The 732-nt window shown below is 66.7% G+C and carries 1 pseudogene; it reads left to right on the top strand.

The features are described from left to right. Positions 1-481: 481 nt before the first annotated feature. Positions 482-732 (top strand): annotated as a pseudogene (locus AC5RWX_RS33955) (polyprenol phosphomannose-dependent alpha 1,6 mannosyltransferase MptB); the annotation flags it as partial.

The following is a 732-nucleotide window of genomic DNA, read 5'->3' as shown; positions in this document are numbered from 1 at the left end:
CGACGCCGATACAAGGCTGCTGGACGACCTCATAGCTACCGCGGACGGCGCCTTGTACATGGCCAAGTCACTGGGCAGGAACCGCGTTGCCCGCAGCGACCGGATGAGCTAGCGGCCAGGGGAGTGCAGGCATCAGCTGCCGGCGTTGAGCCTTCCGGCCAGCCGGGCTCCCTTCGGGCATCGGAAGCGCGGTAGCAAGGGAAGAGCGCTCCTTCGCAGGGGTGGGGGTGGTCAGGAAGGAAGGCAGTTCCTGCGCAGGAGTATAAGAGCCGGCCGGACACGGACGGCGTGCTCGGCCCGGACTCTCCAACTTCACGCGGGGCTGCCGGTGCCCCTGCACCTGCGGCTGTTGTCAAACTGCCGTTTCCTGCCCGCCGTCATCCGGAAGCAGCGGGAAGCCCGGCTGGTAAAATAGCCGGGTTGCAGGGCGGCCGTTTCGCTGGTGCAACCAGCGCCGTAACGAAGTAGGGGACCAACAATCATGACGGCAGGCGGTGCACACCTCGGGACGTCGGAAAGCCGGCCAGGCTCGCCGGCAACCGCCGTCACCGAGCCCGCCAAGCGCCGCGCCTACGTGGCGACCATTGAGGGGTTCCTCGGCGCCCTCATGATGTTCGTTGGTTCCATCGGCACCGGCTGGATCGCCAATGGCTCGCCCATGGTCCGCCAGCCTGTGGTCATCGCGCTCCGTACAGAAGGCTGGGGAGTGACGGTTTCCACCATCCTGCTGAC

The organism is Arthrobacter sp. SPT-J7 (assembly GCF_059089965.1).
Note: the sequence above shows the minus strand (reverse complement) of the source record. Positions and strands in the feature narration are given on the sequence as shown.